At 48.5% G+C, this 25,873-nt stretch carries 26 protein-coding genes; 3 read left to right on the plus strand and 23 right to left on the minus strand.

Going from position 1 to position 25,873, the window contains the following annotated elements; all coding sequences use genetic code 11:
• Position 1 precedes the first annotated feature (1 nt).
• Positions 2 to 1,519: an acyl-CoA carboxylase subunit beta gene (locus AADZ70_RS07130; RefSeq protein ID WP_342008050.1), complete on the minus strand. Its 1,518-nt coding sequence runs from the start codon at positions 1,517 to 1,519 to the stop codon at positions 2 to 4.
• Complete coding sequence (gene mce / locus AADZ70_RS07135; protein WP_342007929.1) at positions 1,512 to 1,940, minus strand: methylmalonyl-CoA epimerase; 429 nt, start codon at positions 1,938 to 1,940, stop codon at positions 1,512 to 1,514. The genes AADZ70_RS07130 and mce overlap by 8 nt, the downstream gene beginning before the upstream one ends.
• A gap of 93 nt (positions 1,941 to 2,033) precedes the next feature.
• Between mce and prli42 the strand changes: the two genes are divergently transcribed.
• Positions 2,034 to 2,129 (plus strand): stressosome-associated protein Prli42, encoded by a 96-nt coding sequence (gene prli42, locus AADZ70_RS07140; protein WP_016939040.1) that lies wholly within the window; start codon positions 2,034 to 2,036, stop codon positions 2,127 to 2,129.
• Between the two features lie 13 nt (positions 2,130 to 2,142).
• Here the strand turns inward: prli42 and AADZ70_RS07145 are convergent, their stop codons facing one another.
• From AADZ70_RS07145 to brxB, 6 genes are all read right to left on the minus strand, one after another.
• Positions 2,143 to 2,673, minus strand: a complete 531-nt coding sequence (locus AADZ70_RS07145) for a L,D-transpeptidase (protein WP_049626983.1) — start codon at positions 2,671 to 2,673, stop codon at positions 2,143 to 2,145.
• A gap of 68 nt (positions 2,674 to 2,741) precedes the next feature.
• Positions 2,742 to 3,695 (minus strand): aromatic acid exporter family protein, encoded by a 954-nt coding sequence (locus AADZ70_RS07150; protein ID WP_016939038.1) that lies wholly within the window; start codon positions 3,693 to 3,695, stop codon positions 2,742 to 2,744.
• Between the two features lie 76 nt (positions 3,696 to 3,771).
• Positions 3,772 to 4,494 carry an amino acid ABC transporter ATP-binding protein gene (locus AADZ70_RS07155; RefSeq protein ID WP_016939037.1) on the minus strand — a complete coding sequence of 241 codons (723 nt, stop codon included), beginning with the start codon at positions 4,492 to 4,494 and terminating at the stop codon, positions 3,772 to 3,774.
• Entirely contained in the window at positions 4,487 to 5,146 is a 660-nt protein-coding gene (locus AADZ70_RS07160) for an amino acid ABC transporter permease (RefSeq protein WP_016939036.1), read from the minus strand. The genes AADZ70_RS07155 and AADZ70_RS07160 overlap by 8 nt, the downstream gene beginning before the upstream one ends.
• A gap of 61 nt (positions 5,147 to 5,207) precedes the next feature.
• Positions 5,208 to 5,975: a transporter substrate-binding domain-containing protein gene (locus AADZ70_RS07165; protein ID WP_016939035.1), complete on the minus strand. Its 768-nt coding sequence runs from the start codon at positions 5,973 to 5,975 to the stop codon at positions 5,208 to 5,210.
• Positions 5,976 to 6,222: 247 nt separating this feature from the next.
• Positions 6,223 to 6,660, minus strand: a complete 438-nt coding sequence (gene brxB / locus AADZ70_RS07170) for a bacilliredoxin BrxB (protein WP_015417784.1) — start codon at positions 6,658 to 6,660, stop codon at positions 6,223 to 6,225.
• Between the two features lie 179 nt (positions 6,661 to 6,839).
• Here brxB and AADZ70_RS07175 point away from each other — a divergent pair, with 179 nt between their 5' ends.
• Positions 6,840 to 7,736: a YegS/Rv2252/BmrU family lipid kinase gene (locus tag AADZ70_RS07175; protein WP_016939034.1), complete on the plus strand. Its 897-nt coding sequence runs from the start codon at positions 6,840 to 6,842 to the stop codon at positions 7,734 to 7,736.
• Between the two features lie 46 nt (positions 7,737 to 7,782).
• On the opposite strand, the gene AADZ70_RS07180 is transcribed toward AADZ70_RS07175, so the two are convergent.
• The 8 genes from AADZ70_RS07180 to AADZ70_RS07215 all read right to left on the minus strand — a co-directional run bounded on the left by AADZ70_RS07180 (position 7,783) and on the right by AADZ70_RS07215 (position 17,824).
• Positions 7,783 to 9,054 (minus strand): dihydrolipoamide acetyltransferase family protein, encoded by a 1,272-nt coding sequence (locus tag AADZ70_RS07180; RefSeq protein WP_342007930.1) that lies wholly within the window; start codon positions 9,052 to 9,054, stop codon positions 7,783 to 7,785.
• 21 nt (positions 9,055 to 9,075) lie between these two features.
• A complete protein-coding gene (gene bfmBAB, locus AADZ70_RS07185) occupies positions 9,076 to 10,059 on the minus strand; it encodes a 3-methyl-2-oxobutanoate dehydrogenase subunit beta (protein ID WP_016939032.1) in 984 nt (327 codons plus the stop codon).
• Positions 10,060 to 10,071: 12 nt separating this feature from the next.
• A complete protein-coding gene (locus AADZ70_RS07190) occupies positions 10,072 to 11,064 on the minus strand; it encodes a thiamine pyrophosphate-dependent dehydrogenase E1 component subunit alpha (RefSeq protein WP_060964809.1) in 993 nt (330 codons plus the stop codon).
• 22 nt (positions 11,065 to 11,086) lie between these two features.
• Positions 11,087 to 12,508, minus strand: a complete 1,422-nt coding sequence (gene lpdA / locus AADZ70_RS07195; RefSeq protein ID WP_016939030.1) for a dihydrolipoyl dehydrogenase — start codon at positions 12,506 to 12,508, stop codon at positions 11,087 to 11,089.
• Positions 12,498 to 13,613, minus strand: coding sequence for a butyrate kinase (buk, locus tag AADZ70_RS07200; RefSeq protein ID WP_095241629.1), 1,116 nt, complete (start codon positions 13,611 to 13,613; stop codon positions 12,498 to 12,500). The genes lpdA and buk overlap by 11 nt, the downstream gene beginning before the upstream one ends.
• A gap of 17 nt (positions 13,614 to 13,630) precedes the next feature.
• Entirely contained in the window at positions 13,631 to 14,725 is a 1,095-nt protein-coding gene (gene bcd, locus AADZ70_RS07205; RefSeq protein WP_007612452.1) for a branched-chain amino acid dehydrogenase, read from the minus strand.
• Positions 14,726 to 14,738: 13 nt separating this feature from the next.
• Positions 14,739 to 15,632, minus strand: a complete 894-nt coding sequence (yqiS, locus tag AADZ70_RS07210; protein WP_342007931.1) for a phosphate butyryltransferase — start codon at positions 15,630 to 15,632, stop codon at positions 14,739 to 14,741.
• 122 nt (positions 15,633 to 15,754) lie between these two features.
• Complete coding sequence (locus tag AADZ70_RS07215) at positions 15,755 to 17,824, minus strand: sigma-54-dependent Fis family transcriptional regulator (RefSeq protein ID WP_049626989.1); 2,070 nt, start codon at positions 17,822 to 17,824, stop codon at positions 15,755 to 15,757.
• Between the two features lie 153 nt (positions 17,825 to 17,977).
• On the opposite strand from AADZ70_RS07215, the gene AADZ70_RS07220 reads away from it, so the two are divergent.
• Complete coding sequence (locus AADZ70_RS07220) at positions 17,978 to 18,220, plus strand: DUF2627 domain-containing protein (protein ID WP_049626990.1); 243 nt, start codon at positions 17,978 to 17,980, stop codon at positions 18,218 to 18,220.
• 27 nt (positions 18,221 to 18,247) lie between these two features.
• On the opposite strand, the gene prpB is transcribed toward AADZ70_RS07220, so the two are convergent.
• The 7 genes from prpB to AADZ70_RS07255 form a co-directional block, all read right to left on the minus strand.
• Complete coding sequence (gene prpB / locus AADZ70_RS07225; protein WP_016939025.1) at positions 18,248 to 19,153, minus strand: methylisocitrate lyase; 906 nt, start codon at positions 19,151 to 19,153, stop codon at positions 18,248 to 18,250.
• 18 nt (positions 19,154 to 19,171) lie between these two features.
• Positions 19,172 to 20,599 carry a bifunctional 2-methylcitrate dehydratase/aconitate hydratase gene (locus AADZ70_RS07230; protein WP_342007932.1) on the minus strand — a complete coding sequence of 476 codons (1,428 nt, stop codon included), beginning with the start codon at positions 20,597 to 20,599 and terminating at the stop codon, positions 19,172 to 19,174.
• 25 nt (positions 20,600 to 20,624) lie between these two features.
• Positions 20,625 to 21,722: a citrate synthase gene (gene mmgD, locus AADZ70_RS07235; protein ID WP_342007933.1), complete on the minus strand. Its 1,098-nt coding sequence runs from the start codon at positions 21,720 to 21,722 to the stop codon at positions 20,625 to 20,627.
• A gap of 24 nt (positions 21,723 to 21,746) precedes the next feature.
• Entirely contained in the window at positions 21,747 to 22,880 is a 1,134-nt protein-coding gene (locus tag AADZ70_RS07240) for an acyl-CoA dehydrogenase (protein WP_016939022.1), read from the minus strand.
• Positions 22,881 to 22,909: 29 nt separating this feature from the next.
• Positions 22,910 to 23,761 carry a 3-hydroxybutyryl-CoA dehydrogenase gene (locus AADZ70_RS07245; protein ID WP_016939021.1) on the minus strand — a complete coding sequence of 284 codons (852 nt, stop codon included), beginning with the start codon at positions 23,759 to 23,761 and terminating at the stop codon, positions 22,910 to 22,912.
• A gap of 20 nt (positions 23,762 to 23,781) precedes the next feature.
• On the minus strand, positions 23,782 to 24,963 hold the full coding sequence (locus tag AADZ70_RS07250; RefSeq protein WP_342007934.1) for an acetyl-CoA C-acetyltransferase: 1,182 nt from the start codon (positions 24,961 to 24,963) through the stop codon (positions 23,782 to 23,784).
• 137 nt (positions 24,964 to 25,100) lie between these two features.
• The gene (locus tag AADZ70_RS07255) at positions 25,101 to 25,838 is read right to left on the minus strand and encodes a glycerophosphodiester phosphodiesterase (RefSeq protein ID WP_342007935.1); all 738 of its coding nucleotides are present in this window, start codon (positions 25,836 to 25,838) and stop codon (positions 25,101 to 25,103) included.
• Positions 25,839 to 25,873 lie beyond the last annotated feature (35 nt).

The raw sequence follows: 25,873 nt of genomic DNA on the forward strand, positions 1-25,873 counted from the left end.
TTTAAAGCGGTATATTACCGTGCTTTTTTTTCGGTCTTTCCTCTTCCTTATGTGCAAGCATGTCAAATGCCTGAATCAATTTTTTCCTCGAGTCTTCCGGCCGGATGATGTCATCCACCATACCGCAGGCAGCCGCTTTATACGGACCGGCGTTTTCCTTTTCATATATGGCTTTTTTTTCGCGCTTCATTTTTTCCGGATCGTCAGAAGCCTGTATGTCTCTGCGGTATAAAATCGATGCCGCGCCTTCTGCTCCCATCACGGCAATTTCCGCATTGGGCCAGGCAAATACAAGATCAGCTCCGAGCCCTTTCGAATTCATGGCGACATAAGCGCCTCCGTAAGCTTTTCTGATGATGAGCGTCACTTTCGGCACCGCCGCTTCGGCAAAAGCATACAGCAATTTTGCTCCGTGACGGATGATTCCCGCATGCTCCTGCTGGAGGCCCGGCAGAAATCCGGGAACATCAGCGATCGTTAACAGCGGAATATGAAATGCGTCGCAAAAACGGATGAATCTCGATGCTTTGTCAGCGGCATCAATCGTGAGGCTCCCCGCCAAATGTTTCGGCTGGTTTGCGACAAAACCTACCGTGCGACGTCCGAGCTTCAGAAAACCGACAGCAATGTTTTTGGCAAAATACGGCTGAATATCAAAAAACGTTCCGTCATCCGCCAGTTCTTTTATCACCTGTAACACATCGTAAGGTTTCGAACTGTCCGCGGGAACGAGGGTGTTTAATAACGGTCTGATGTCTTCCTTTTTAACGGGCAATGCCGTCTGTCTGCCGTGCGGGAGATAAGAAAGCAAGGTTTTCACCGCGGAAAGAGCCTCTTTTTCCGTTCGTGCGGAATAGTGGGCATTTCCGCTTATCACATTATGTATTCCCGCACCGCCTAAACTTTCCGCGTCAATCCGTTCACCCGTCACCTGTTCAATGACTTTAGGGCCTGTAATAAACATGTGCGACGTCTGTTCCGCCATAATCACAAAATCCGTCAGAGCGGGTGAATAAACAGCACCGCCGGCACATGGCCCGAGGATAACAGAAATTTGCGGAATCACGCCCGAGTAAAGGACGTTCCGCCTAAAAATATGACCGTATCCATTTAATGATACCACACCCTCCTGAATTCTCGCACCACCTGAGTCGTTCAGTCCGATGATCGGGGTTTTATTTTTAGCCGCCAGATCCATCACCGCCGCGATTTTTTCGGCATGTGTCTCACCGAGCGTCCCGCCGAGAACGGTAAAGTCATGAGCAAATAAATACACGGGCCGTCCGTCAATTGTCCCATATCCGGTAACGACGCCGTCTCCCGGAGCATTTTGGCATTCGGGCATGCGGCTTTTGGCAAACGGCTGCAGCTCTGAAAAACTGTCTTCATCCAATAAATAGGCAATTCTTTCTCTTGCCGTCAGCTTGCCTTTTTTGTGCTGTTTTTCATTTCTTTCCGCACCTCCGCCGTTTGTTAAAAAGGAACGTCTTTCGTTTAAGTGTCTGATATGGTCACTCATGCTCATCTTGAGTTTCTCCTTTTTCAATTGTTTCACAAAGCTCAATCAAAACCCCGTTCGCCTCTTTCGGGGAGAGAAATGCGATCTTCTTCCCGCCCGCTCCGCTTTGCGGTTCATGATGGATCAAAGTCATGCGGCTTGATTCAAGCTCCTTGATCGTTTCCTTAAGATCGGCGCACCGGAACGCCAAATGATGCAGCCCCTCGCCTCTTTTCTGTAAAAAAGAGCTGACGGGAGACGCTTCTGACAGCGGCTCAATCAGCTCAAGTTTTGTGCTTCCCGCTTCTAAAAAAGCAACTTTCACATTTTGGCCGCTTACCAGCTCGTCTCCTATATACGTAAGCCCCAGCATCCGTTCATAAAATCCTCTTGCAGCATCAATAGAGCTGACGGCAATACCGATATGATCAAGTTTTTTCATCGCGCGGGCACCTGCTTTCTGTCATAGGATATGGCTTGTTCATACAAGCAAAACACGTTAAAATGATAGACAGTAATCTTAAGGAGTGAAACGATGTCTCAGAAATTCATGAAAAGCGCCGTCATCGTCATTTTAGGCGTATTTATACTGTCAACAGTCCTCTCAGGCATTATGATGTATTTGCGATAAAAAAGCGGGCGGCTCATTGCACGGGGGTTTCCTGCTTTTTTATGAGGGCTTTCCGCTCTTTTGCAATGTCCTCAAATGAGCGGTTTTCTTTTGTAATCAATACTTTTGTTCCGGGAGGGATAATCCGAAAAATATGGATGACATCCCGGTTTTTCATGCGGATGCAGCCGTTTGATACAAACCCTCCGATCAGCTCTTCTCTGTTTGTCCCGTGAATGCCGTATATCCTGCCGTCGGTTCCTTTCGCATCAAAACCGATCCAGCGGACGCCGAGCGGATTTTCCGGCGCGCCTCCCTCTACATTTTTCTTCCGGTAATACGGATTTACAGCCTTGACCGTTACCGTAAATTCTCCTTCAGGCGTCAGATCATCTGTTTTTCCCGTCGCCACCTGATAAATGCCTTCTATTCGATTATCCTTCACAACCGCAAGCGCATTTGTGGTTTTATTGACGATAATGTAAGGGTCACCCGGCAAAGGATTCGCGCCAAGCGGCCAAAGCGGAGACAGCAGCAGAACAGCTGACAATAAAAAAAATCGCATGGGCTCCCCTCCTTTTTTCATTAGAATGACCAATGAACGGGGGACTCATGCGATGATCCATGTGTTTTTTACAGCTTGATGCCTTTGAAATAACTTTTAATCACGAGATATTGTTCCATCTCACCGAGCAGGTGGAATAAAGCCGCCCGCGCTTCAAATTCCTCGCGTGTTGCCGGGAGCGGCATTTCTTCAAATTCCGTTCTCATTTCCGCCAGTCTTTTTAAAAATTTATGGGCGGTATTGCCGGGATGAATGGCTTCCCTTAATTCATGGATAAAATGGGCAATCATTTTTCCCTGCTCCACCGTTATTGAAACAGAGGTAATCTTCGGCAGCAGCCTTTCGATAATTTCAAATTGTTTCTGTCTCATTTTAAAATAATGATAGTAGAGATTTTCATGGCGCAAAATATGATTCTGGACGTCCCGGTACGCGAGGTTTTTCGCCTCTTGAATCATCTGATGCGTCTCCGGTATTTCTTTCCCCGTCCAATCTTGCTCACCTGTTAACAAATATCGTTCGATTTCGGCGAAGATGACGGCAAAGTTGTCCTCGATTTTTTTCCGGTACGCCGCAAGTTTTCTGTCGAGGCTCGGCATATACAGATTCATTAACAGCGCGACGCCGATACCTACGGTGATCAGCTGGAACTCATTCCAGATAAACGCCGGCGTAATGCCGCCGGACATATATAAATGAAGAATGATAACTGAGCTGGTGACGATCCCCTCGTTTATTTTTAAAACGACTGTAGTCGGAATGAACAGCACGAGCAATATTCCGATCACAAACGGATAATAGCCGATCAGTCCGAAAAAGACATATGAAAAGACGATCGCCAATAAACAGGCGGCAAATCGGGCCCACGAGGCCTGAAGCGACCGCTTTTGCGTAATTTGGATGCACAATATGGTGATGATTCCTGCGGATGCGAAGTTTTGCAGATGCAACAGCTGGGCTAAATAAATGGCCAGCGCCGTTCCAAGTGCGGTCTTTAGTGTGCGGTAACCGATTTTAAACATTGCTTGCTCCATTCTGTTTGTTTCGTTCTCAAAAAAAAGAAGAAGAGCATTCTTCTTCTTTTCTTACAGTTATATTTTATAATATTTTTTCTAAAAAGTCCTGTGCTCTTTTTGACTTCGGAGAAAGAAAAAATTCTTCCGGCGGCCCGTCTTCCACTATTGTGCCATCATCCATGAATAATACGCGGTCTGCGACTTCCTTGGCAAACCCCATTTCGTGCGTGACGATCACCATCGTCATGCCCGTCTGCGCGAGCTCTTTCATTACCTCAAGGACTTCTTTGACCATTTCCGGGTCAAGGGCTGAGGTCGGTTCATCAAACAGCATGATGTCAGGATTCATAGCAAGCGCCCGCGCGATGGCGACACGCTGCTTCTGCCCGCCTGACAAGCGGTTCGGATAGTCGTTCCGTTTTTCAAGCAGCCCGACTTTTTCGAGGAGCGCGCACGCCTTTTCTTCCGCCGCCTTTTTGGACTCTTTCTTCACACTGACCGGCGCGTATGTGATATTATCAAGCACCGTTTTATGAGGAAACAGATGAAAATGCTGAAATACCATGCCGATATTTTCCCGCACTTTCAGTTTATTCGTTTTAGCGGCGGTGATTTCTTTTTCCTTAATGGCAATCGTTCCGCCGCTCGGGGTTTCCAGCAGATTTAAGCAGCGCAGAAACGTTGATTTGCCCGAGCCGGAAGGCCCGATGACGGCGACGACTTCACCTTCTTGGATCTGTGTTGAAATGTTTTTCAATACTTCATGTTTCCCGAATGATTTTGAAAGGTTGTCGACCTTAATCATTGGCTTTCAGCTTCCTTTCTACGCCTTTTCCGATGAATGCTAAAATCAAAACGAGCACGTAATAGATTAAGCCCGCCACAATAAGAGGCTCTAAATAGTTGTATGTTGCGGCGCCGGACTGGTAGGCCCGTCTCATGATATCGCCGAGACCGATAACCGTGACGATAGCCGATTCTTTCGTCAAAGTGATTAATTCGTTTATAATGGCCGGAGAAATGTTTTTGAATGCCTGCGGCAGCAGCAGATCTTTCATCATTTTTCCGTACGGCACGCCGAGAGCGACGGCAGCCTCTTTTTGTCCTTTGTCAATCGCGTTGATTCCCGCTCTGATAATTTCAGAGACGTAAGCGGCAGAATTGAGCGATAAGGCGGTGACCGCAGCCCAAAATTGGTCGATCTGAAAGCCGAGGAGCTGCGGCATACCGAAATAAATGATCATCAGCTGCAGCACGAGCGGCGTGCCGCGAAAAATTGAAGTATAAAAATCCGCAATCCATTTCAGCGGACTGATCGTGCTGATTTTAAACAGACTGAGAATGATGCCTAATACAAGGCCGATGACCGCTGAAACGAGCACAATTTTTAATGTGACGGCAAGGCCTTCCAATATAAAAGGAATTTGGGGTATTGTCGCTGAGAAATCCAAATTCATACGTGTGATCTCCTTTACCTATATTCAAGATAAAAAGCTCAACGAAAAGTTGAGCTTTCTTTTATTTCTCGTTGGTGAACCATTTTTTCTTCAGTTTTTCGATTTCTCCGTTTTTCTCCATTTCTTTCAGCGCTTTGTTAAACTTCGCTGTCAGATCACTGTCTTTGCGAAACGCAATCGCGGAGCCCGATTCGTCTGATTTCGCATCTGCTGAGACAAAGCCCTGCAGATCATGATTTGAACTGAAATAGCCCTGTGCCACGATGTCTTCGATAATTGCGGCATCAAAACGTCCGGATTTAATCTCTTCCGTTAAGTCTGAAATGCGGTTGCGGTCTTCGAGCTGAAAACCGTATTTTGAAGCAAGCTTCTTGCCTTTTTCTTCTTGAATGGAGCCGAGCTGAACACCGACGGTTTTGCCTTTCAGATCATTCAGAGATTTAATGCTGCTTCCCTTTTTCGTAACGATCATATTGTTAGCAGTATAATAAATATCTGAGAAATCTACTTGCTTTTTCCGTTCCGGCGTAGGTGTCATTCCTGATAAAATCATATCAACCTGCTTAGACTTCAGCGATGTAATCAGACTGTTGAAGTCCATGTCCTGCACCTCAACGTCATAGCCGGTCTTTTTGCCCAGAGCTTTTGCCAGATCAACGTCAAATCCGACGATCTGATCGCCGTCTTTATATTCAAACGGTTTATAATCAGCCGATGTACCCATAATCAGTTTGTTCTTTCCGCCTTCTGAGCCTGAATTGCCTGATCCGCAGGCGGACAGTGCAAAGGTGATACATGCGGCAGTCAATACCAACAGCCATTTCTTCATGATTATTTTCCCCCATATCTGCTTATCTCTTAAACTTGAATATTTATTCGTTAATCTGTATTTTAAACACTTTTTACTAGTTATGCAATACTATTTTCAAAAAATATAATTCCCTTTCTTTATTTATTATAGTCATTGTTTTTCGAATGAGTGACAGCTGATTGCCGGTGCATAAATATTTATATTTATACAAACACCATATAAAAAAAACCCCGCAAGCGCTCGGCTCCGGGGTTTTCCTATTTACTTATACTTCTTCACAATATTCTTCAAATGCTTCCTGCAGTTTTGTGACGACGGCCATCGGCTCATGCCCTTCAATTTCATGGCGTTCCACCATTTTCATGATTTTCCCGTCTTTTAAAATCGCAAAGGACGGAGAGGACGGCGGATAGCCTTCAAAGTATTCTCTCGCTTTTGCTGTCGCTTCTTTATCCTGTCCGGCAAAAACCGTCACAAGCTGATCCGGGCGTTTATCATAATGTACGGAATGGTACGCCGCAGGTCTTGCAATTCCGCCTGCGCATCCGCACACAGAATTGACCATAACAAGTGTCGTTCCTTTTTTCGAAAGCGCATCGTCCACTTCCTCAGCGGTTTTCAGCTCCGTATAACCGGCGGCTGTGATTTCCTGGCGGGCTTGACGCACGACATCATTCATAAATAAATTAAAATCCATATTCAACTGGGACCTCTCCTTTTTGATCATCTTCTCTTATGATAGCAAGGAACCTGCCCTATCGGCAAATGACACCGCTCATCTCTGATTGTTTTTTGTCCCTTTTATGTTTTCGGTGTAAGTTTATGACCTTTTAAAAACGGGAAACTTGTTAAAGAGATTGTCTGAAATAAAGGAGCAGTCGTATGAGCCAACGGAAAGCAGTATTAATTTATAACGGAAATGCCGGTCAAAAACAGATTGATAAAACCCTCGGCACGGTCGTCCCCATTTTGGCCCAGTCAGCTGACGAGCTTTTGATTAAACCGACCAAACATCAGGATGATGCCAGTCAGTTTTGTGAAAATCTCGACAGCTCGGTTGACCATTTATACATTTTAGGCGGAGACGGCACGGTGCATCAATGCATCAACAGCATCAGCAAGCTTGATCACAGACCCGCTGTCGGCATTTTGCCGGGGGGAACGTGCAACGATTTTTCACGGGCGCTTGGCATCCCGCAAAACCTTCAAAAGGCTGCTGAAACGCTCGCAGCCGGGCATAAACGAATGATAGACGTCTGTAAATCGGATGATGGCTATTTTTTGAACTTCTGGGGGATCGGGCTGATCACTGAAGCATCGAGCCATATTAATGAAAAAGAAAAGGCATTGCTCGGGAAAATCAGCTATTTCACGAGCGCCTTGCGGACGATGACAAGCGCGAACCCTTTTCCCGTCAGATTGACGATCGACGGTGAGGTGAAAGAAGACGAAGCCGTTATGGTGCTTGTTATGAACGGGCATTTTATCGGGACAAACAGAGTACCCCTGCCTGATGCCAGCCTTCAGGACGGGTTAGCCGATGTGTTAATCTGCCGCAGTACAAGCCTTGCCGCTTTGCGGGAGCTGATGACGATGGAGCAGGGTTCATTTGATGATTTTAAAGGGGAGCTTTCGTATATTCAGGCTTCCAAGATTGAAATCGAAACCGGACGTGAGATGGACGCGGATACGGACGGCGAGGTATATGGAAAGGCGCCTTGCACGATCGAAGTAAAAAAACATCATCTTACCATGCTCGTTCCCGAAGATTCAGAATGAAACTGAAAAAAACTCCCTTTGCCGCCAGGGCAAAAGGGAGTTTTTTTTAATAGACTGAAGTATTTTCGTCAATGTTTTCTAAGATCTCTTTGACGCGTCCGAGGAAACGGCCGCATACGAGCCCGTCAAGCACTCTGTGATCTAAAGACAGGCAAAGATTAACCATATCACGCACGGCAATCATCCCGTTATTCATGACAACCGGACGTTTGACGATTGATTCTACCTGAAGAATGGCTGCCTGCGGATGATTGATAATGCCCATAGACTGAACAGAGCCGAAAGATCCCGTGTTATTGACGGTAAAGGTGCCGCCCTGCATATCATCGGCGGCAAGTCTTCCGTCTCTCACTTTTTTCGCAAGATCCGTTATTTCTCTGGCTATGCCTTTAATCGTTTTTTCATCAGCATGCTTAATAACCGGAACAAACAGCGAATCTTCTGTGGCAACGGCAATGGAGATGTTGATGTCTTTCTTTTGGACGATTTTGTCCCCCGCCCACATGCTGTTCATTTGCGGGAACTCTTTAAGAGCCTGCGCCGCCGCTTTAACAAAGAAAGCGAAGAATGTTAAATTGAAGCCTTCTTTTTGTTTAAACGAGTCTTTAATGCTGTTTCTGTACGCCGTCATGTTCGTGACGTCAACTTCCATCATCGTCCAGGCATGCGGAATTTCTGTTTTGCTTTTATGCATATTGGCTGCGATGGCTTTTCTGACGCCTGTAACCGGAATTTCAATATCACCGGCTGACAGAGCTGGTGCCGGCGCTTGTTTTTGCTGCTGTTTCGGCGCTTGTTGCGTTGTCTGGACGGCAGCCGGTGCCGGTGCTTCCGTCTTCTGCTGCATTCCCGAATCAATGATCTTTTGAATGTCTTTTCGCGTAATTCTTCCGCCTGCACCCGTTCCTTCAACTTCTTCAAGCTGAATGCCGTGTTCTCCCGCTAATCTGAGCACGGCCGGCGAATATCGCGCTTTATTTGACTGATCTTTACCTGCACGGTTTGAATCGGTGTCTGCGGTGTCTGCAGGGGGATTCTGCACTTCTTCCCGCTTCGGCGCTTCTTCGGCTGCCGTTTCTTCTGTTTCAATTTTGCAAATGATCTCGCCTACTGCAAGAGTCTGCCCTTCTTCCCCTACTAGTTCTGTAATCGTACCGGTAAAAGAAGACGGCACCTCTGCATTCACTTTATCTGTCATGACCTCCGCGATGGGGTCATATTTATTCACTTGATCACCCGGGGATACCAGCCATTTGCTGATCGTCCCTTCCGTCACGCTCTCTCCGAGCTGAGGCATAGCCATTTGTTCAACCGCCATGTCAAAAACCTCCTTACGTCTTTAAAACTCCGCTAATTCTCTCATCGCGGCTTCTGCTTTGTCAGGATTCATCATGAAGTATTTTTCCATTGCCGGCGCATAAGGCATCGCCGGAACGTCAGGACCCGCAAGCCGCTTGATCGGTGCGTCTAAATCAAATAAGCAGTTCTCAGAAATAATGGCGGCGACTTCGCTCATAATGCCGCCTTCTTTCGTATCTTCTGTGATCAGCAATACTTTACCCGTTTTAGATGCGGCTTCAATGATGGCTTCTTTATCTAACGGATAGACCGTACGCAAATCTAATATGTGCGCGGAAATTCCGTCTTTTTCAAGACGCTCGGCAGCCTGCAGAGCGAAATGGACGCATAAACCGTACGTAATGACAGTAATGTCGCTGCCTTCGCGTTTTACATCCGCCTTACCGATCGGAAGGACGTAATCGTCAGCAGGGACTTCGCCTTTAATCAGGCGGTACGCCCGCTTATGCTCGAAAAACAGTACGGGGTCTTCGTCACGGACAGCAGCTTTTAACAGCCCTTTTGCATCATAAGGAGTTGAAGGCATGACAATTTTAAGGCCCGGCTGGTTGGCAAAGATGGCCTCCATAGATTGGGAATGATACAACGCCCCGTGCACGCCGCCGCCATAAGGCGCTCTAATGACCATCGGACAGCTCCAATCATTGTTTGAACGGTAGCGGATTTTTGCCGCTTCTGAAATGATTTGGTTGACCGCAGGAAGAATGAAATCGGCAAACTGCATCTCCGCGATCGGACGCATGCCGTACATGGCGGCGCCGATGCCGACACCCGCAATCGCTGATTCCGCAAGCGGCGTATCCATCACCCGCTCTTCTCCGAACTGCTCATAGAGACCTGCCGTGGCTTTAAACACGCCGCCTTTTCTCCCGACGTCTTCCCCGAGAACAAAAACGCGCGGATCTCTTTCCATTTCTTCTTTCATTGCTGCATTAATACTGTCAATATAAGACATTACAGACATAAGTATTCCTCCCTACTTCGCATAAACGTGATCAAGCGTTGATTCAGGAGATGCATATGGCGCTTTCTCCGCTTCGTCTGTCGCTTCGTTTACGATCGCCATGATGTCATCCAGCATGGTCTTTTCTTCTTCTTCACTAAGAAGCCCGGCTTCTTGAAGGTATGTTTTGTATATAAGAAGCGGATCTTGTTTCTTTGCTTCTTCTACTTCTTTGCGTTCTCTGTAGCTGCTGTCGTCGTCGTCACTCGAATGCGGCGTCAAACGGTAGGAAACCGTTTCGATTAATGTAGGGCCTTCGCCTTTAGACGCACGTTCGCGCGCTTCTTTCACGACCCGATAAACTTCCAGCAGATCGTTTCCGTCAACAGTGACGCCCGGCATACCGTAGCCTACCGCCCGGTCGGAGATATTCTCGCAGGCCACCTGTTTGTCATACGGGACAGAGATGGCATACTTATTGTTTTCACACATGAAAATGACCGGCAATTTATGCACGGCGGCAAAGTTCGCCCCTTCGTGAAAATCTCCCTGATTGGAAGAGCCTTCTCCAAAGGTCACGAAAGAAACGATATCCTTTTTATCCATGCGTCCCGCAAGCGCGATCCCGACTGCGTGAGGGACCTGCGTCGTAACAGGAGAGGAGCCCGTTACGATTCTGTTTTTCTTTTGACCGAAGTGTCCCGGCATCTGCCTTCCGCCTGAGTTCGGGTCAGCCGCTTTCGCAAAACCGGACATCATCAAATCCTTTGCAGTCATACCGAATGCAAGCACAACCCCCATATCTCTATAGTAAGGAAGCACATAGTCGGTATCGCGGTTTAAAGCATAGGCCGCGCCTACTTGTGCCGCTTCCTGCCCTTGACATGAAATAACGAACGGAATTTTGCCCGAGCGGTTTAACAGCCACATTCTTTCGTCGATTTTTCTGGCTAACAGCATGGTTCTATACATTTCAACGGCTTCCGCGTCAGAAAGCCCTAATGCTTGATGGCGGTTTGTAGTCATTCAAACCCCTCCTTCTTTCCTTTTAAAAATGAATCGCGTTTCCGTCTGCGGCTAGTGCAGCTTCTCCAATCGCCTCTGAAAGCGACGGGTGCGGGTGTATGGACTGGCCGATTTCCCACGGCGTCGCATCGAGCACCTTGGCAAGCCCCGCTTCAGAGATCATATCAGTGACGTGCGGACCGATCATATGAACACCGAGAATATCATCTGTGTTCCGGTCGGCGACGATTTTGACAAAGCCGTCGCTTTCCCCGTAAACAAGAGCTTTTCCGATCGCCATGAACGGAAACTTTCCGATCTTAAGTTCGTGTCCTTTGCGTTCGGCTTCTTCTTCTGTCAAACCGACACTCGCAGCTTCCGGATTTGAATAAATGCATTTTGGCACAAGAGCGGCATCAAGAGGCGCCGGATTAAGACCCGCCATATGCTCAACGGCAATGATGCCTTCACGGGATGCCACATGTGCAAGCTGCAGTCCGCCGACAACATCACCGATCGCATAAATGTGCGATTCCTTCGTCTGTCCGGCTTCATTTACGACGACAGAACCGTTTTCCGTTACAATGTCCGTGTTTTCAAGGCCGATTCCTTCAATGTTCGGCTGGCGGCCGATGGAAACAAGCATTTTTTCTGCATGATACGTTTCGCTTTTTCCATTCTTTTCAGCATCAATTGAAACACCGTCCGCTTTCTTCAATGTATCCGGAAGCACTTTCGCACCCGTCACGATCTTAATTCCTTTTTTCGTTAACAGTTTTTCCATTTCGCTTGAAATATCACGGTCCTCAGTCGGCAAAATGCGGTCCGCATATTCGATCACAGTGATATCGACGCCGAAATCGTTCAGCATGGATGCCCATTCAATACCGATGACACCGCCGCCGACGATCATCATGGATTGGGGCAGACGTTCAAGCTCAAGCGCTTCATCTGACGTCAGAATATATGTACCGTCAGCTTCTAAACCCGGCAGCATTTTCGGTCTCGAACCGGTTGCGATAATCAATTGTTTCGGTATCAGCATGTCGTTTTCTTCGCCATTTGCGTATTCAACGGAAACTGTACCTGGAAGAGGTGAGAAGATGGAAGGGCCGAGCATACGTCCGTACCCGTTGAATACATCAATCTTCCCCTTTTTCATCAGGTGGGCTACACCGCCGGCCAGCCGGTCAACGATTCCCTGCTTTCGTTTTTGCACACTGTCAAAACGGAGGGAGACACCTTCCGTTTCAATGCCGAACGATGCCGCTTCCTTTGCGGTTCGATACACTTCCGCGCTTCTTAACAGCGCTTTACTCGGGATACATCCTTTATGCAGGCATGTTCCGCCGAGTTTTTCTTTTTCTACAACGGCCGTTTTTAAGCCGAGCTGGGCCGCTCTGATGGCGGCGACATAACCGCCAGTTCCGCCGCCCAGAATGACCACATCATACTCAGTCGCCATCTGTTTTCACTCCTTCGCCGATCTGATATTGTTTTGCCTGCTCCTCACCGGCTAAAACCCGAAGCGCGCCTTGCGCGAGAGATTGCAGTTCATTTTCTCCCGGATACACCAGTACATCCGAAATCCAATCTATGTACGATCTGATGGCGGATACGAAACGTTTCCCGTACGCTAATCCGCCCGTCAGGACGATAATGTCTACTTTTCCTTTTAAAACGGCGCTTGCCGCCCCGATTTCTTTTGCTACTTGATAAGCCATGGCATCATAAATGAGCCTTGCATGCTCATCTCCGTCCTGAATTCGTTTTTCCACTTTCAACGCGTCCGTTGTTCCCAGGTAGCCGGACAGTCCGCCGGTGCCGACAAGTTTTTTCATCATATCGGCTTTTGAATATTTACCGGAAAAACACATTTCCACCAGATCTCCAGCCGGAACGGTTCCCGCACGTTCCGGACTTAAAGGTCCTTCACCGTGAAGCCCGTTGTTGACATCCGTCACCCTTCCGCAGTCATGAACGCCGACTGTGATCCCTCCGCCCATGTGGGTGACGACCATCTTCATCTGTTCATACCGCTTGCCGAGGGACGCCGCCGCCTGACGGGCAACGGCTTTTTGGTTTAAAGCATGAAAAATGCTTTTCCGCTTGATTTCAGGCATCCCTGATACTTTAGCGAGCGGAGTCATCTCATCCACCACGACCGGATCGACGATGTATGCCGGGATATTTAGCCCGTCAGCAATTTCCCTGGCAATAATTCCGCCCAGATTGGAAGCATGCTGGCCGTTGTAGCCGTTTTTCAAATCAGTGATCATGGCGTCATTCACTTCATATGTTCCGCCCTCAATCGGTCTGAGCAGGCCGCCTCTGGCACAAACGGCATCAAACTTTGAAATGTTGATGCCCTGTTCGTGCAGAGACTCAAGTATGCTTATTTTTCGAAATTCGTATTGGGCGATTATGCTGTTAAATGTTTTCAGCTCTTCTTCGGGGTGCCGCAGCGTCTTTTCAAATATACAGCGTTCATTGTGAAAGACGCCGATTTTCGTTGATGTTGAGCCTGGATTCAGAATGAGAATGCGTTTTTCCTGTTCGAACATTTTCATACCTCCAGATCAATTTCCTACCGTCTGCTTAATATGCTTTGGCCGTTTTGCAGAAACTGGCTTCTTGAACGGCGCATGCGCTCAATTCGTTCCTCAGCAAGACGGTCAGCCGCTAAGTATGTCGGAATGCCGTCACGCGCAGAAATATCGAGCACCCGTTCAATGTTTGCATAGATGCCTTCAACCTTTTTCAAAGCCCGCTCTGCATTGTAGCCGTAAAGCTCATCTGCTACATTGATGACGCCGCCGGCATTGATGACATAGTCCGGTGCGTATACGATTCCCATCTCATGAATGGTATCGCCGTGACGTGTCTCTTTCAGCTGGTTATTGGCCGCTCCCGCAATGACTTTCGCCTTCAGCTGTTTAATCGTGTCATCGTTAATGACAGCGCCGAGAGCACACGGAGCATAAATATCGCACGCCTGTGAGTAAATGTCGTCCGGATCGACTGCACGGGCGCCAAAGTCCTCAACGGCACGTTTAACAGATTCTTTATTGATATCCGTCACGATTAAAGAAGCGCCTTCTTCGTGAAGGTGGCGGCAAAGATTATAAGCCACATTTCCCACGCCTTGCACAGCAATTGTTTTTCCTTCCAGTGAATCAGTGCCGAACGCCGCTTTAGCAGCAGCTTTCATCCCTTTGTATACGCCGTACGCCGTAACCGGAGACGGATTTCCTGAGGAACCGAATGCAGGAGAAATCCCTGTTACATAGTCTGTTTCATCATGAATAATATCCATATCTTCAACGGTGGTGCCGACGTCTTCCGCCGTAATATATCTTCCGTTTAAGCCTTGGATGTACCGGCCGAATGCGCGGAACATTTCTTCATTCTTATCCTTGCGCGGGTCCCCGATAATAACGGTTTTCCCGCCGCCCAGGTTTAGTCCGGCAGCCGCATTTTTATAAGTCATGCCTTTTGCGAGTCTTAATGCATCTTCAATCGCAGCTTCTTCACTGTCATATGTCCACATTCTTGTTCCGCCGAGTGCAGGACCGAGCGTCGTATCATGAATCGCGATGATCGCTTTTAATCCAGATTGTTCATCTTGGCAGAATACCAACTGTTCGTAATCATAAGTCTCCATATATTTAAAAATTTCCATAGGTTCGTTCCTCCTACTGTTCTTGTGATGCGCAAATCGCAAGCGCAATTGAATACAGTTTATTTTCTGCGGTATCCGCTCTGCTCGTTAATGCAATCGGCGCCTTCGCACCGGCGATGACGGCAGCAACATTTGCTTTCGCAAAATAAATCATTGACTTATAAAGCATATTTCCAGCCTCAATTGAAGGAACCAAGAGAATATCCGCCTGGCCCGCAACGCTTCCGGAAATTCCTTTTTGGAGCGCGGCCGCTTGGGATACGGCATTATCCAAAGCAAGCGGTCCGTCCGCAATGCAGCCCGTAATTTGTCCTCTATTGCACATTTGGACGATTGCAGCGGCGTTCAGCGTCGCCTCCATTTTCGGGTTGACCGTTTCAATTGCGGCAAGGACTGCTGCTTTCGGCATAGGGTTCCCTACTGAATGTGCGACATGAACCGCATTTTGCAGAATATGCCGAAGCTCTTCAAGAGACGGGGCAATGTTCAGCGCCGAATCCGTTACATACATCAGCCGGTCATAGTCCGGCACCTCAAAAACGGCTACATGTGATAACACCTTTTTTGAACGCAGCCCTTCCTGTCGGTTTAACACCGATTTCAGAAGAGTTGAGCTCGGCAGATTCCCTTTCATTAAAATATCCGCCTCTTGTTCACGCACTGCCCGCACTGCTTTTGCTGCAGATTCTTCAGGTGAATCGGCGTGGACGATTTCAGCATTAAACTTCGGCTCGTTTGCCAGGAGTTCTTTCAGCTTTTCACTGTCACCCGTCAGTAAAAATCGTGCCGATAAGTGTTCTGCCGCCATTTTGAGGGCTTGGATCACTTCTTTATCTGCTGCGTGGGCCACTGCAATGGTTTTTGCGTTTTTTGCCGCGGCTTTTTCAACTAGGTCTCTCAGCTTCATTTTGTACCACCTTCCTTGTGCGAATCCGCTTTTATCAATGCAAGTTCCGTGCCAAATATGCGGGAGGGTTATTCCGGCTTTTTTTCAAGAAAACATGCAGCTGGTTGCGCTGTTTCTGCAATTTATTGCATGCCGTCATTTGCAAGGCCGTACTTGTCCATTTTGTAGTACAGATTCCGAATGCTGACGCCAAGCGCTTTTGCCGTTTTGGTTCGGTTGAATTTGTGCTTTTCAAGCGTTTTTTGAATGACATGCGCTTCAAATTTTTCAACGGCTTGAGAGAGTTTTTCTCCTTCCACATCCGGAAAATCACTCTGGGCGCCGTTTTTTTCATTCAGCTCTGTTTCAAAAACAGGCAGATGCTGCTGTTCGATCCGCTCCATGTTCGGCTCTAAAAATATCATCGCCCGGCCGAGCACATTTTCAAGCTCTCGTACGTTTCCAGGCCAGCTGTAGGCTGATAAAGCACGCAGCGCGTTGGGCGAGAGTCCCTTTACATTGCGTCCGTAATCCTGATTGATTTTTTCAATGAGCCGAATGCTCAGCGCTTCAATATCTTCTTTACGCTGCCGAAGCGGCGGGATGGAGATCGGATAACGGTTAATCCGGTAATACAGGTCTTCCCGGAACGTCCCTTCCGCCATGGCTTTTTCGATGTTGACATTTGTCGCTGCAATAATTCTGACATTGACAGGAATTGCTTTAGCGCCGCCGACTCTGATAATTTCTTTTTCCTGCAGAACCCTGAGCAGTTTCGCCTGGGTGCTTTGGGTCAGCTCCCCGATTTCATCTAAGAAAATGCTGCCGTTATTCGCTTCTTCAAAAAGCCCTTTTTTGCCCCCGCGCCTCGCGCCCGTAAACGCGCCTTCCTCATAGCCGAAAAGCTCGGATTCAAGCAGGGATTCAGACAGGGCTGCACAATTGACCCTGATGAATTTATTGTATTTTCGGTCGCTTTCGTTATGGATGGCGTGGGCGAAAAGTTCTTTTCCGGTGCCGGATTCTCCCCGCAGCAGAATCGTCGCCGGCGTTTTCGCCCCAAGCTTGGCCTGTTCAAGGGCGACCAGCATTTGTTCACTCGTGCCGATAATGTCATCAAACGTGTATTTCGCTTCAAGCGTGCGGATGATCTGGCGCGCCCGGTTCAATTCAGCCGTCAGCGTTTTAATTTCTGACACATCGTGAATGACGCCGACGCTGCCTTTTAAAATACCGTCGACAATAACAGGGGCAACATTCACGATGACATCCTTTTTATTGGGGCCGACTTTCATCCTTACCCCCCGTACGGGCCGCCTTGTCCCCAATACTTTCAGATGCATGCTTTCCCCTTCCGAAATATCGGTGGAGGCGGGTTTTCCGATGACTTCGCTTTCTGCCAGCCCGGTCATTTTTGTATACGCTTTGTTGATTAACATTCCGATGCCGTTTTCATCAACGACGGAAATGGCTTCGTCTGACGATTGAATAATCGCTTCAAGCATAGTGCGGATTTGTTTTAAGTTCGTGACCTCTTCTGCCAGTTCAACCGCGTCCGTGATGTCTTTAAACACACATAACGCCCCGAGAAGCTTCCCGCCTTCATCAATGATCGGCAGTCTTGTCGTGACAATCTGAAGGTGCTTTCCGAGGAGTTGCTTCTGGTTATACTCCGGCTCTCTCGTTTCCAGAATCCGCGGCAGTTTTGTATTCGGCACTACGTCTTTAATTTGGCGGCCGATGACATCTTCCCGTTTTTGACCGACCATTTTTTCAGCCATCTGATTAAATAAAATGATCGTTTCATTGACGTCTATAAAAATCATGCCGTCGTGCGTTGAATTAAAAATCCGGTCATGCTTATACGTCTGGGACTTCAGCATTTGAATAAGTTCCTGTTTTTCCTCCATCAGCTGAAACATCATGTACGCCAATTTTCCCGGCATGACGATGGTTTGTTCTTTTTTCTGTTGGAGAAGCTCATCCATGACCGCCTTGTCGCCCGTTGTATGGATGATGATATCTATATCTTCGGTTATGTAAGATTTCCAATCTGATGAGGTTGCAATTCCATATTTCCGGGCTTCTTGCAGCCCTTGCGCCTCCGGATCTTGATCAACCACCGCAATAATTTGGATCAGCTTTGTTTTCATCAAAATCTGTAAGAGCGCCGTGCCTCCTTTACCAGCACCTATAATCAGCACCTTCTGCATCCCGATACCCCTTTATATGAAAAAATTTGCACACCTGTATTTTCCGTTGCAATAATTTGCACAACCCCTATGTTACCATGTTTTCATCTCTTGACAAAATATTTTTTCGATTGGACAATAAAGGAAATCACATCGTAAAGGGGTTTTCTGAATATGAGCCGGCTTGTTGCGCTTTTGATTCTCGTCCTCCCCGGCGCTGTCGCGGCGCTCGGCATTAAGCTGATGAGAGATGCATTATTCGGGCATGTGTTTGCCCCGTTTCCGTCCTTTTTTCTTCAGGGAGCTGCCGGACTGGCGTTTTTTTTATTCGGCCTTTATATTGTGGCAGGGTTTATTCTGTACAGAGATCGGAAACGCAACCAAGTCAGCCCGCGGTTCAGGAAAAAAAAGCTGTAAAAAAAGCCCTTGCAAAAAAGGGCTTTTTCAGTCGTCCGGCAGTATCGTTTTAGCAATGGATTGATCCAGTTCTTCATAGTCATCGTAAGCGATCGTTTCATATAATTCTTTTCTCGTCTGCATATCGGAAAGCCCCGTTTTTTGCGAGCCTTCTTCTTTTATAAGGCGGAAAATACGCTCAAAGGCCTTGGCCGCCGTTCTGAGTGATGTGACCGGGTAAATGACCATGTGACAGCCCATATCGGAAAATTCTTCCGCACTGTAATACGGCGTTTTTCCGAACTCGGTCATATTTGCGAGAACCGGTACACTGGTTTGTTTGGAAAACGCTCTGAATTCGCTTTCGGATTGAAGCGCTTCCGGAAAAATAGCGTCAGCACCCGCTTTTATATAAGCGGCCGCTCTTTTTATGGCGCCCTCCAGCCCTTCCTGCTGTCTGGCGTCTGTCCTTGCAACAACGAGAAGAGTTGGCGCGGCTTGCTTAACCGCTTTGATTTTCTGCGCCATTTCTTCAATCGGCACGAGCTGCTTCCCATTCAGATGCCCGCATTTTTTCGGCAGGCGCTGATCCTCCATCTGCACGGCGGCTGCGCGCGCTTCATACATTTCTTTCGCCGTCCGGGCAGCGTTCAGGATACCTCCAAAACCCGTATCAATATCCACAAGGACGGGCAGATCAGACGAGCGGACCAAATCTTTAACCCGTTCAGCCATTTCCGCCGACGTGATGATGCCTAAATCGGGCAGCCCTCTGCTCGCCGTGTAAGCCGCACCTGATAAATAAAGAGCCGAAAACCCCGTTTTCTTGGCGATAAGAGCAGCCATCGCATCATGAGCGCCGGGGATCTGCAATACATCCGGTGCTGTCATCAGCGTACGGAACCGCTCTGCAAGCTCCTCTTGAGACGACTGCCTGCTGACGATCCACGTCATGTTTGTCACCCTCCTATTTTATATGAGAAATAAGTCCATAAATTCAATAACGCTGAGCTGCTGCATCCGTCCGCTATGTCTGCAGGCTTCTTCTATTTTACGCTGCTGCTTCAATGAAAAATGAGTGCTGATGTTTGCTGAAAACTTGGCAAGAATATTCGGTACGGCTTCGTTTCTGCGGAACCGGTGCCCGAGCGGGTATTCACATTCGATCCGTTCCGTAGCTGTGCCGTCTGTAAAATGCACCTGTACGGCATTTGAGATGGATCGCTTATGCGGGTCCAAGTAATCCTTTGAGTACGCTTTGTGTTCCGTCACCTCCATTTTGCCCCGCAATGTATCAATTCGCGGGTCAGATGCCGTTTCCTCTTCATAATGATCTGCCTTTATATCTCCGAAAAGAAGCCCGATTGCCGTAATGTACTGAAGGCAATGATCCCGGTCTGCCGGATTGTGAAGCGGCCCTTTTTTATCGATAATCCGGATTGCTGATTCATGCGTCATAATCGTGATCCTGTCGATTTCCCCGATGCGGCCTTTCACCTGCGGATGGAGCCGGACCGCGCATTCCGCCGCTGTCTGGGCGTGGAATTCTGCCGGATAGGATACTTTAAACAATACATTCTCCATCACATAGGACCCAAGCGGGCGGGCAAGCTTTATTTCCTGCCGGTTAAATAATACGTCTTGAAATCCCCACACCGGTGCGGTCAGCGCCGTCGGGTACCCCATTTCACCTTTTTGCGCCATCAGGGCCAAATACACGCCTCTGCTCGTCGCGTCACCGGCCGCCCATGATTTGCGCGACCCGGTGTTCGGCGCATGCCGGTACGTTCTGAGGCTTGAATTATCAATCCAGGCGTGAGATACGGCGTTATTGATTTCCGCTTTTGAGCCTCCCAGCATGTGGGCGCAAACAGCCGCAGTCGCCACTTTCACAAACAGCACATGGTCAAGCCCGACTCTGTTTAAACTGTTTTCTAAAGCGAGGATTCCTTGAATTTCGTGCGCTTTGATCATTGCGCGAAGCACATCGCGCACGGTAAGCGGTTCTTTCCCTTCAGACATTCTCACTCTGGAAATATAGTCCGCACAAGCTAATATGCCTCCGAGATTGTCAGACGGATGACCCCATTCAGCCGCAAGCCACGTATCATTATAATCGAGCCACCTGTTGATGCATCCGATATTAAAGGCGGCCGTGACGGGGTCTAATACAAAAGGCGTGCCCGGGACCCGGCTGCCGTTCGGCACAACGGTTCCCGGGACAATCGGGCCGAGCAGCTTTGTACATTCGGGATAGCTGAGCGCCAAAATTCCGCAGCCTATCGTATCAAGAAGCACATGTCCTGCCGTAATGAAAGCTTCTGAACTGTCAATCTCCTGATGGAGCACGTAATCAGAAATCTCTTCGATCACGGCGTCCATTCGGCGGGTTTCTGTCATGTTTTCATCTTCCTTTCTTATCTGTTTACAGGCGCGCTCCGGTATAGCGGACACGCGGGCGGAAAAGCCGGTTTCTGCTGTGCTGTTCAATGACGTGCGCACACAGGCCGACGGTTCGTGCACTGAAGAATATAGGCGTGTACAGCGGTATCGGAATGCCGAGCATGTAATAGACCGGCGCTGCGTAGTAATCTAAATTCGGATAAAGGCCTTTTTTCTCCCGCATGACGGTTTCGCCGGCTTCACACATGTGATAGAGACGGAAATCTCCCGAGAGATCAGACAGCTTTTTCAATGCTTCTTTCATCATGAGCGCCCTCGGATCCATTTTTTTCATGTAGACGCGATGGCCGAAGCCCATGATTTTTTCTTTGTTTGCGAGTTTCTGAGTTAACAATTGAATAAACCCGTCTGTATCCTTCGCTTCTTCAAGCATGTACATAACCGCTTCGTTCGCTCCGCCGTGAAGGTTTCCCTTAAGCGAGGCGACGGCTCCGGTGAGAGCGCCGTAAATATCCGATTGCGTCGAAGCGATGACACGGGCCGTAAATGTTGAGTTCGGCAATTCATGCTCACTGTATAAAAGAAGCGACCTGTCGAATATTTCTTCTTCCAAGGAGGACGGCCTTTTTCCGGTAATCATATATAAAAAGTTTGCGCTGTACGATAAGGTTCCGACAGGCGCTAAAGGTTCCTGACCGTTTATGACACGATAGCTGTTGACGGTCAGATTGGGCATTTTGCCTATCAGCCCGCGGACACGGTGCCGATTTACAGAAGAGGTGCGGTCATCAATATTCTTGTCAAAGCCGCTAAGTGCGGACAAGCCTGTCCTCAGACCGTCCATCGGATGAGTATGTTCAGGCAGCAGACGGCATATATGCAAGATTTCCTCGGGAAGGTCTCCGCCGCGCCGGATGTCATCTTCAAGCGCCGCCTTCTCTTTCGCATCAGGAAGTCTGTCTTCCAATAAGAGATGGACAATATCCATATATCCGGCCGTTTTAGAAAGCTCGATCAGATCATGGCCTTTGATTAAAATCCTGCCCTGCTGTGTATCCAGAAAAGAAATCCCCGTTTCCACCGCAATGACGCCATCTAAACCGGGAGAATAAGATTCCATGGTTTCGCTCCTTTTCCGCGCTTTTTATTGAAGAAGATACTTAGAAATAATCAGCCTTTGAATCTCATTGGTGCCCTCATAGATTTGCGTGACTTTCGCATCCCGAAATAAACGCTCCGCGGGATACTCTTTCATATAGCCGTAGCCGCCGTGAATCTGCACAGCCTCCACTGCCGCTTTCATCGCCGCATCAGACGCGAATTGCTTTGCCATCGATGCTTCTTTTCCGCACGGAAGCCCGCGCTGATACAGATCAGCGGCATGATAGACCAATAGTTTGGCAGCTTCCGCATTCGTCGCCATGTCAGAAAGTTTAAAAGAAACCGCCTGATTCGAGGCAATGGGCCTGCCGAACTGGCTGCGGGTTTTGGCGTATTCCGCCGAGCAGCCGAGCGCCGCTTCGATAATTCCGAGCGCCTGAGCCGCTATGCCGATCCGTCCGACATCTAAGTTTTTCATGGCGATTGAAAAACCCTCGCCCTCTTCGCCGAGCCGGTTTTCAATTGGAATTTCCGCTTGGTCAAATTGCAATTCGACGGTATTGGAACCTAACAAACCGAGCTTTTTTTCTTTCTTTCCGACAGAAAAGCCTGGTGTGTTTTTTTCAACGATAAAAGCGGAAATCCCCTTTCTCCCTTTTCCCGGGTCCGTTAAGGCAAATGTCAGATACAGATCTGCCGCTCCGCCGTTTGTAATAAAGATTTTAGAACCGTTCAGAATATATGAACCGCCTTTTCGCACAGCCGTTGTTTTCAGGCTTCCCGCATCAGATCCGGATTGAGGCTCAGTAAGCGCAAAAGCCCCGACGTATTCGCCCGCTGCCAGCTTTGGAATATACCTTTGTTTTTGGGCTTCTGTCCCGAAATGCAGAATCGGGTTTGTCCCTACCGATGTGTGGACGGATAAAATGACGCCGACAGCCGCGCTGACTTTTGATATTTCATGAATCGCTAAAATGTAAGATGTTGTATCAGCCCCCGCTCCGCCGTATGCTTCCGGGACGGGGATGCCCATTAACCCCGCTTCTCCCATTTTTTTAATCAGCCGGTCCGGAAATTCATCGGTTGTTTCCATGATTTCAACCATCGGTGCGATTTCCTTGCGTGCAAAATCGCGCACCATTTTTCTCATCATGATGTGCTCTTCTGTAAAATGCACGGCTGCAGGCCTCCCCCATGATTTTTATGTCATCTGTTGTACTCATAAAAACCGCGCCCGCTTTTTTTGCCGAGCCAGCCGGCGCTGACATATTTTCTGAGCAGCGGGCATGGGCGGTATTTCGAATCTCCGAACCCCGCATAGAGAACCTCCATTATGGAAAGGCAAGTATCCAATCCGATGAAGTCGGCTAATGTTAAAGGCCCCATCGGATGACGCATGCCGAGCTTCATCACTTCATCAATCGCTTCCTTTGAAGCCGCCCCTTCGTAAAGGCAATAAACGGCCTCGTTAATCATCGGCATTAATATACGGTTAGATATAAAGCCGGGAAAATCATTGACTTCGACAGGCGTTTTTTTCATCCGGACGGCAAGCTTCTTTACTGTTTCAGCCGTGTCTTCCGACGTAGCAAGCCCTCTGATGACCTCGACAAGCTCCATGACAGGAACCGGATTCATAAAATGCATGCCGATTACTTTGTCAGGCCTTTTTGTGACAGCGGCAAGCTCCGTAATGGGAAGAGAAGACGTATTGCTTGCCAATACGGTATGAGGGGGACACATTTTGTCAAGTGTGCCGAGTAATTCAGTTTTTGCTGTTTTGTTTTCGGCAATGGCTTCTATTACAAAATCAGCATCTCCCGCTTCTGTGAGCGCTGCCGGGGAGATGCGGCTGAAAACGGATTCTGTTTCATGCCGTGTCTTGCGTCCTTTCGCCTGATCTTTCTCCAGATTTGTCTTTATGCGGTTAAGGCCTTTTGTCACCGATTCCGGCTCCACATCGTATAACATGACGGAAAACCCAGCTTCTGCAGCCGTCTGCGCGATACCTGCTCCCATCTGACCGGCACCTGCGACCATGATTGTTTTCATCTTCATCTGACGCTCCCCTCGTTATATCAGTACACCTCCAGCAGGACGGCGTCTCCTTGGGCCGCTCCGCTGCATATCGCCGCTATGCCTAAACCTCCTCCGCGCCGCTTTAATTCGTATATCAAACTCATGATGATTCTGGCGCCGCTTGCGCCGATCGGATGGCCGAACGCGATCGCCCCTCCGTTTACATTCACTTTCTCCCGGCTGAATCCGGCAATCTTTTCGCTGACGAGCACGACGGACGCAAATGCTTCGTTTACTTCAAACAAATCAATATCGTCAACGGACAGTCCGGTTTTTTTCAGAAGCCGGCTGATCGCTTCTCCCGGTGCGCTGGCAAGCTCAGACGCTTCCAGTCCGACAGACGCAAAGCCAAGTATCGCAGCGAGCGGTCTGACATGCTGCTTCGCGGCCTTTTCCTCTGACATCAGCACAAATGCTCCGGCGCCGTCATTTACACCGGGAGCGTTTCCCGCTGTAACCGTTCCGCCGGCTGTAAAAATAGGCTTAAGCTTTGCGAGCTGCTCAAGGCTTGTATCAGGGCGCAGCCCCTCATCCTGCGTAACAGTATGCTGTTTGCCCTTTTTATCGGTCCAGGTAACCGGAACGATTTCTTCTTGCAATTTGCCCGTCTCAGCCGCCTCAGCCGCGCGTTTTTGGCTTTTAAGAGCGTAATTATCCTGTTCATCTCGGGAAATGCCGTACTTTTCGGCCGCAGCGCTTCCGTGGACAGCCATATGCACCTGATCGAACGCACAGGTCAGCCCGTCATGGACCATTAAATCCTGAAAAACCCCGTCTCCCATTCTTATACCCCAGCGGCCGGCCGGAATGGCGTACGGGATGTTGCTCATGCTTTCCATTCCGCCTGCAATCAGCACGTCGGCATCATCTGCCCGGATGATTTGATCACAGAAGGTAACGGCTCTAAGCCCCGATGCACAAACCTTATTAATGGTTTCAGCCGGAACGGACCATGGAAGCCCGGCATACCTTGCAGCCTGCCGTGCCGGAATCTGCCCCGCACCCGCTTGGACAACCATTCCCATCGCCGCTCCTTCTGCTTCGCTTTCACCGATGCCGGCGCGCTTGATTGCTTCTTTTATGGCAATGCCGCCAAGCTCGGCTGCTTTTACCTCTTTTAATGCACCGCCGAATTTTCCGAACGGTGTTCTTGCCGCACTGACGATAACCGTTTTCCCCACACTTTTGCCTCACTTTCAGTAAAATAAAAGATAACGCTTACATAAAACGCCCTGTTACACTATATGAACCTCCTGATCACGTTATGATCGCCCCTCCGGTTTCTGCCCATAAAAAAAAGACTGTCTGAACAGTCTTCTTAATGGCGGCATTCTTCTTTTATAGAAACAGCCAGCTTTGGATAATCGGTAAAAAATGCGTCTGCTCCCGCTTTTATCAGCTGCTTCATATCTTCCGGACGATTAACGGTGAACGGACGGAGCTTCACTTGGTGTTTTATTAGATGTCTGACCGCTTCAGGGCTGACCGCCGGCGTACCAAGCTTAGGATGATAACCTGAAGCAGGGATTGAAGCGAGATACTGTTCAGGCCGGTACAGCACATCCATCGTCAGCACCGCCCGTTCAATCTCAGGCGCCAAGGCATGGCAAAGCGCGAGGCTCTCATGATTAAATGAAGAAAAAATAACGCGCTTTTCCAATCCGTAATACCTGACTTTTTTGATCACTTCTTTTTCCATTCCCTCGTAGCGGAATACACTGTTTTTCAGCTCAATATTGATCAGAAAATCGGCGCGCTCCGCAAAACGCAGCACGTCTGACAAAAGCGGAATTCTGACTCCTTTAAAAGAATCTTTCCATTTTCCGGCGGCATCGGCGGTTCTGATTTTGTCATACGCCGTATCTTTCACAAATCCTTGTAAAGACGTCGTTCGGTCAAGGGTTTCATCGTGAATGACCACGATACGGCCGTCTTTTGTCATCTGTACGTCAAGTTCGATTCCGTCCGCCCCGTCCTCAATCGCTTTTGTGAACGCGGGCATCGTATTTTCGGGATAGTCGCCCGACGCCCCCCGGTGGGCAAAAATAGTCGTCATATGTTTCACCTCAGGTGTTTGTCATCGGTTTTCTC

Source organism: Bacillus sp. YBsi01 (assembly GCF_038406745.1).
Classification (GTDB): domain Bacteria; phylum Bacillota; class Bacilli; order Bacillales; family Bacillaceae; genus Bacillus; species Bacillus siamensis.